Origin of the sequence: Rhodoferax ferrireducens (assembly GCF_003347515.1) — a bacterium.
Taxonomy (GTDB): domain Bacteria; phylum Pseudomonadota; class Gammaproteobacteria; order Burkholderiales; family Burkholderiaceae_C; genus Rhodoferax.
The window spans coordinates 608,070-614,544 of sequence record NZ_QEII01000324.1 but is presented as its reverse complement, the minus strand read 5'-3'; the positions used below and the strand labels follow the sequence as shown (position 1 = coordinate 614,544).

Sequence of the window (6,475 nt, the reverse complement as noted above, 5' to 3'; positions counted from 1 at the left end):
GCACCACGGTTCATGTGCGCATCCATGCGAATCCAGACACGGTGTCGATTGGCATGGCAAACACCGGCGACGGCATTGCGCCCGACTATTTGGAGCGGATTTTTGACCGCTTTTTCCGGGTCGATCCGTCGCGGCAGCGCAGCAGCGAAGGCACGGGCCTGGGACTGGCCATCACCAAGTCCATCGTCATCGCCCATGGCGGCACGATCTCGGCAGCATCGACCGGCGCAGTAAACACCTTTACGATCAAACTGCCGCGCGTCCCTTTGGCGCTATAACTCGCTCTTTGGTGCATGTTGGCCCGTATCGCAGAAAATTCAATTCATCCCCATATTCCCGAAGGTAACTCCCGTGTCCTCAGACCAGCATTCTTGGCAAGCAGACAAAGGTGCCATCACCGATGTCGCAGGCATCGAGGTGGGCCACTTCACCGACGCACGCCGCCCCACCGGCTGCACCGTGATCATCACGCGCGACGGCGCGGTGGCCGGGGTGGACGTGCGCGGTGCCGCACCCGGCACGCGCGAGACTGACCTGCTGCACCCCTCCAACCTGGTGGACCGTATTCACGCCATCCTGCTGGCCGGCGGCAGTGCCTGGGGGCTGGACGCCGCCAGCGGCGTGATGCAGTGGCTGGAAGAACACAACATTGGATTGCAAGTCGGCTTCGGTCTAGTGCCCATCGTGCCGGCCGCCGTGCTGTTTGACTTGCCGGTGGGCGATGCCAGCATCCGGCCGGACGCCAAAGCCGGTTATGCCGCGTGCGCCGCAGCCAGCCTTGACGCACCTGCACAAGGCAACGTCGGCGCCGGTGCCGGCGCCTTGGTGGGCAAACTCTTTGGCCTGCAGCGCGCCATGCGCGGGGGTATCGGCACCGCCTCGATCACCGCGCATGGCATCACGGTGGGCGCCCTCATCGCCTGCAACGCTGTCGGCGACGTCATCGACCCCGCCACCGGCCAGGTGCTGGCCGGCGCCCGAACACCCGATGGTGTGTCGCTGCTCAACAGTCGCGAGGCCATCCTGACGGATGCAGTGCCGCAGTCACTACTGGCAGGCACCAACACCACCATCGGCGTCATCGCCACCGACGCCATTCTGACCAAGGCGCAAGCACACCGGCTGGCGCAGGTGGCGCACGATGGACTGGCCCGCAGCATCAACCCGGTGCACACCCTGATCGACGGTGACACCCTGTTTGCGCTGGGTACGGGCAAGGCCGGCAAAGCGGCGGACATGCTGGTGCTCTGCACCCTGGCAGCCGAGGTCACCGCCCGGGCGGTGGTGCAGGCCATACGGGCCGCAAAAGGAATCACCATCGGCGCGACGACCTGGCCGGCCGCGTGCGACCTGATGCGGCCTGCCACCCCCTGACTCGCCAGAACGCTGCACACCATGCCAAAAACCATCCGCTACACCTTGCTGTCGATACGCGACATGATCACCTCGGCCGGGCCCTTTCTTCTCTTGGCCGTCGCCCTGCTGACACTGACCTACTGGTGGCTCGACCCGACACCGCCCAAGCATGTGACGCTGGCCACCGGGCCGGGCCAGAGCGCCTACGATGAATTCGGCAAACGTTATGCCAAGGCCATGGCTGCCTACGGCATCGAGGTGCAACTGCTGCCCAGCGAAGGCTCCTCCCAAAATCTTGAGTGGCTGGCAGCGGGCAAGACCGATCTTGGTTTTGTTCAAGGTGGCACCAACGCGCTGCCGGCGAATGACAACGAAGGCTTGCTGTCGCTCGGCAGTTTGTTTGTCGAGCCGGTGTGGCTGTTTTACCGCACCGAGGCCGCGCAAAAAGTGACGAAGGACAGCACGCTCAATGGGTTGACCCAGCTTAAAGGTTTGCGTGTCAATGTCGGCACGGAAGGCAGCGGCGTGCCAAGCTTGATGGGCAAGCTGTTTGACGTCAACCGCATCGACGCGGGGGCCATCACTCTGTCGCGCCTGGAGCAGACGCCGGCTACGGTGGCCTTTTTGAATGGCGAACTCGATGCCCTGGTGTTTGCCTCGGCGCCAGAATCACCGATGGTGCAAATGCTGCTGCAAACGCCCGGCGTGAAACTGATGGACTTCGCGCAGAGTGAGGCCTACTCGCGCCGCTTCGCGTTCTTGACGCCGGTGACGTTGCCGCGCGGTGTGGTTGATCTGGCCAGTGACGTCCCGGCGCAAGACGTGCGACTGGTCGCCCCCACCACGACGCTGATGGCCAGGGAGGGCGTGCATCCTGCCGTGCTGCAACTGTTCTCGCAGGCATCGCTTGAATTTCACAGTCCGGCCGGCTGGTTCAACCGCGCCCATGAATTTCCCAACGCCGCCAACACCGAGTTTCCCCTGTCCAGGGAGGCCGAGCGCACGATCCGCGACGGCGTACCGCTGATGCAGCGCTACCTGCCGTTTTCCTACGCCAACCTGATGGAGCGCATGTGGCTAGCGCTGGGCATCATCATTGCGGTGCTGCTGCCGCTGAGCCGCATCGTGCCGCCGCTGTATGAGTTCAGGATCCGCTCCCGGGTTTTTCGCTGGTATGGGCAGTTGCGCGACATCGAAAACCGTGCCGGCAACAGTGCCGAGTCGGCGCAGGAACTGGCCGATGAGCTCAACCGGCTGGAAACCCGCGTGGGCAAGATCATCGTGCCGCTGTCTTACGCCGATGAGCTCTACGCCCTGCGCAACCACATTGAATTGGTGCGCAAGAAACTGCTTACTTCAGCGCCTTGAAACGCATGCGGTGCGGACGCGCACCCTCTTCACCCAGGCGCTTCTTCTTGTCGGCCTCGTATTCCTGGTAATTGCCATCAAAGAAAACCCACTGGCTGTCGCCCTCGCAGGCCAGGATATGGGTGGCAATGCGGTCCAGGAACCAGCGATCATGGCTAATCACCATCAGTGAGCCGGCAAACTCCAGCAAGGCGTCTTCCAGCGCGCGCAAGGTTTCTACGTCCAAATCGTTGGACGGCTCATCGAGCATCAGCACATTGCCGCCGGCAATCAGGGTCTTGGCCAGATGCAAGCGTCCGCGTTCACCACCGGACAAGGTACCGACGCGTTTTTGCTGGTCCGCGCCGTTGAAGTTGAAGCGTCCGCAATAAGCGCGGCTGGCCATCTGGAATTTGCCGACGTTCAGAATGTCGAGTCCACCGGACACATCTTCCCAAACGGTTTTTTCGTTGGCCAGGTCATCGCGGTTCTGGTCCACAAAAGCCATCTTGACGGTCTGGCCGATCTTGACTTCGCCGGAATCGGGCTTTTCGCGTCCGGCAATCATCTTGAACAGTGTGGATTTACCAGCCCCGTTGGGGCCGATGATGCCGACGATGGCGCCCGGCGGCACCTTGAAGCTCAGGTTGTCGATCAGCACGCGGTCGCCAAAGGACTTCGTGACATTCGTGAATTCAATCACTTCCTGGCCCAGGCGCTCGGCCACGGGGATGAAAATTTCGTTGGTTTCGTTGCGCTTCTGGTACTCAAAGTCGCTCAATTCTTCAAAGCGGGCCAGACGGGCCTTGCTCTTGGCCTGACGCGCCTTGGGGTTCTGGCGAGACCATTCAAGTTCTTTCTTCAGTGCCTTGGCGCGTGATTCCTCGCCTTTTTGCTCCTGAACCAGACGTTCCTGCTTCTGTTGCAGCCAATCGCTGTAGTTGCCTTTGTAAGGCATGCCGTTGCCGCGATCGAGTTCCAGAATCCACTCGGCCGCGTTGTCCAAAAAGTAGCGGTCGTGGGTAATGGCGACCACGGTGCCGGGGTAGCGCTGCAGGAACTGCTCCAGCCAATCCACCGATTCAGCATCCAAGTGATTGGTCGGCTCATCGAGCAACAACATGTCGGGCTTGGACAACAGCAGACGGCACAAAGCGACACGGCGCTTTTCACCACCCGACAACAGGCCCACTTTGGCGTCCCATGGGGGCAGGCGCAAGGCGTCAGCGGCAATTTCCAGTTGGTGTTCAGAGTCGGTACCGGCACTGCCAATGATGGCTTCCATCTTGGCCTGCTCTTCAGCAAGCGCGTCAAAGTCGGCGTCTTCTTCACCGTAGGCGGCGTAAATTTCTTCCAGACGGGCTTTGGCGGTGAACACATCGCCCATGCCGGCTTCCACACTCTCGCGCACGGTTTGATCGGGGTCCAGCTGCGGCTCTTGCGGCAAATAACCGATGTTCAGGCCGGCCATGGGCATGGCTTCGCCTTCAAATTCCTTGTCCACACCGGCCATGATCTTGAGCAGAGTGGACTTGCCGGAGCCGTTGGTGCCCAGCACGCCAATCTTGGCGCCGGGGAAGAAGCTGAGGGAAATGTCTTTGAGAATGAACTTTTTCGGCGGAACGATCTTGCCGAGGTGGTTCATGGAAAATACGTATTGAGCCATGGGGTCTTGCGAGTTTTTGCGGGATGGAAACCTGACATTATCGGTGAACGCCTCGTTTTCACCTTATCCGACTCCTGACTTCGCGCTGAGTGGCCGCCTTTCGCAGCCGCTTTTGACTGAATTTTGGCCCAGATCACAGACCGTGCGACAATGCACGTAATTGTGGAGCGTCAGTTGCCCACAATGCCAGCACCTTGCTGGGAACAATGCCTCGCGCAGACGTTCCATCTTTGTACCCATCTGCCTTTGACTGACTTGGTGCATCTGCACCAAGACGGGCCGATGCCATAGCGCCCAGGATAGGCGCCACACTATGAAATTTGAAGAACTAAATCTGGCTCCGGCCATCGTTAAAGCCGTGCTTGAGCAAGGCTACGAGACCCCCACGGCCATTCAGGCGCAAGCGATTCCCGCTGTGCTCGAAGGACACGATCTGCTCGGCGGGGCCCAAACCGGAACCGGCAAAACAGCGGCTTTCGTGTTGCCCATGCTGCACAAGCTCACCGCCGGTGAAACACCGCGCAACAAATTCGGCGGCATCGGCATTCGTGCCTTGGTGCTGACACCGACCCGCGAATTGGCGGCACAGGTGGAAGAGTCCGTACAAACCTACGGCAAGTACCTGGAACTGTCCTCCACCGTCATCTTTGGCGGTGTGGGCATGAACCCCCAGATCAGCCGCGTCAAAAAAGGCGTGGACATTCTGGTGGCCACGCCAGGTCGCCTGCTCGACTTGCTTCAGCAAGGCGTGCTCGATCTGGGCCAAGTGCAAATGCTGGTGCTCGACGAAGCGGACCGCATGCTCGACATGGGCTTCATCCATGACGTGAAAAAAGTGCTGGCCGTGGTGCCAAAACAAAAACAGAGTCTGCTGTTCTCGGCCACCTTCAGTGACGAAATTCGCGACCTGGCCGCGACGCTGCTGAAAGATCCGCTGAGCATTCAGGTGACACCGCGCAACACCACGGTGCAGCGCATCACCCAGCTGATTCACCCGGTCGGTCGCGGCAAAAAGAAAGCCCTGCTGGCCCACATCATCCAGGAACACAACTGGAGCCAGGTGCTGGTGTTCACCCGGACCAAATTTGGCGCCAACAACGTCGCCGAGTTCCTGACCAAGAATGGCATTGAAGCCATGGCCCTGCACGGCAACAAGAGCCAGTCCGCCCGTACCCAGGCCCTGAGCGGCTTCAAGAGTGGTGACATTCGCGCACTGGTGGCCACCGACATTGCCGCCCGCGGCATCGACATCGATGACCTGCCGCACGTCGTGAACTATGAAATCCCGAACGTCTGCGAAGACTATGTGCACCGCATCGGCCGCACTGGCCGGGCAGGTGCCGACGGCACCGCCGTGAATCTGGTCTGCCTGGACGAAGAAGGCTTCATGCAAGCTATTGAGCGTTACACCAAACAGAACATTCCAGTCCAGATCGTGGAAGCCTTCATGCCCGAGCCAGGCGAAAAGGCCGAGCCCATCGCCATGGGTCGTCAGACCGTCTGGGGTGGTGCAGGCAAGCCGCCAAGCCGCGACGTCATGATGGCGGCTGGCAAGGCCGCACGCACCGAGATGCTGCAACGCGTACGTGAGACCAAGGGCGCCCAAGGCGACCGCGGTGGTCCTCCGGGTGGCGGACGCGGCGGTAACGGTGGCGGCAATGGCGGCGGACACCGCAGTGGTGGTCAACGCAGCCACAACCCGGCCGGCGACCAAGCAGCACGAGGCCCACGCCCCGCGCAAGGTCGCGGTGGCAACGGCGGTGGTTACGGCGGCGGCAATGGCGGTGGTGGCAACAGCGGCGGCAATGGCGGCGGCTTTGGTGTGGGTGGCAATCCGCCTGCCCGCCCGGCTCAAGGTCAGCCCGATCCGATGCGCACCAGCGTGGACATGATGGCCGAACGCGGCGCTCGCCGTGGCGGTGGTGGTGGCTTTGGTGGCGGCAACCGCAATGGCGGCGGCTTTGGCGGCGGTGGCGCGGGTGGCCGCTCCGGCGGCGGCGGTGGTTACGGTGGTGGGGGCAATGGCTCTCGCGGTTCCTTCAACCGATAAGCACTACGCCTTGTTCATCCGGCCTCCGCTGGGCTGAACAAGAGCACTCCACAGAG

Annotated in this window: 5 protein-coding genes; 4 read left to right on the top strand and 1 reads right to left on the bottom strand. The window is 61.5% G+C overall.

Translation table 11 applies throughout. The features are described 5' to 3' along the window. The 3 genes from C5P05_RS33440 to C5P05_RS33430 form a co-directional block, all read left to right on the top strand. Positions 1 to 278: sensor histidine kinase (locus C5P05_RS33440; protein ID WP_232834764.1), on the top strand; the 278-nt coding region annotated here is incomplete at its 5' end. Positions 279 to 351: 73 nt separating this feature from the next. Further along, positions 352 to 1,374 carry a P1 family peptidase gene (locus C5P05_RS33435; RefSeq protein ID WP_114974159.1) on the top strand — a complete coding sequence of 341 codons (1,023 nt, stop codon included), beginning with the start codon at positions 352 to 354 and terminating at the stop codon, positions 1,372 to 1,374. A gap of 21 nt (positions 1,375 to 1,395) precedes the next feature. Next, positions 1,396 to 2,724, top strand: coding sequence for a TAXI family TRAP transporter solute-binding subunit (locus C5P05_RS33430; protein WP_198674942.1), 1,329 nt, complete (start codon positions 1,396 to 1,398; stop codon positions 2,722 to 2,724). On the opposite strand, the gene ettA is transcribed toward C5P05_RS33430, so the two are convergent. Continuing rightward, the gene (gene ettA, locus C5P05_RS33425; RefSeq protein ID WP_114974157.1) at positions 2,708 to 4,369 is read right to left on the bottom strand and encodes an energy-dependent translational throttle protein EttA; all 1,662 of its coding nucleotides are present in this window, start codon (positions 4,367 to 4,369) and stop codon (positions 2,708 to 2,710) included. The genes C5P05_RS33430 and ettA overlap by 17 nt on opposite strands. A 313-nt stretch (positions 4,370 to 4,682) precedes the next feature. On the opposite strand from ettA, the gene C5P05_RS33420 reads away from it, so the two are divergent. After that, positions 4,683 to 6,419 carry a DEAD/DEAH box helicase gene (locus C5P05_RS33420; RefSeq protein ID WP_114974156.1) on the top strand — a complete coding sequence of 579 codons (1,737 nt, stop codon included), beginning with the start codon at positions 4,683 to 4,685 and terminating at the stop codon, positions 6,417 to 6,419. Positions 6,420 to 6,475: the final 56 nt, after the last annotated feature.

Coding starts and splice junctions, on each gene's coding strand:
- C5P05_RS33430 (WP_198674942.1), top strand. CDS start 1,396: ATGCCAAAAACCATCCGCTACACCTTGCTGTCGATACGCGACATGATC.
- ettA (WP_114974157.1), bottom strand. CDS start 4,369: ATGGCTCAATACGTATTTTCCATGAACCACCTCGGCAAGATCGTTCCG.
- C5P05_RS33420 (WP_114974156.1), top strand. CDS start 4,683: ATGAAATTTGAAGAACTAAATCTGGCTCCGGCCATCGTTAAAGCCGTG.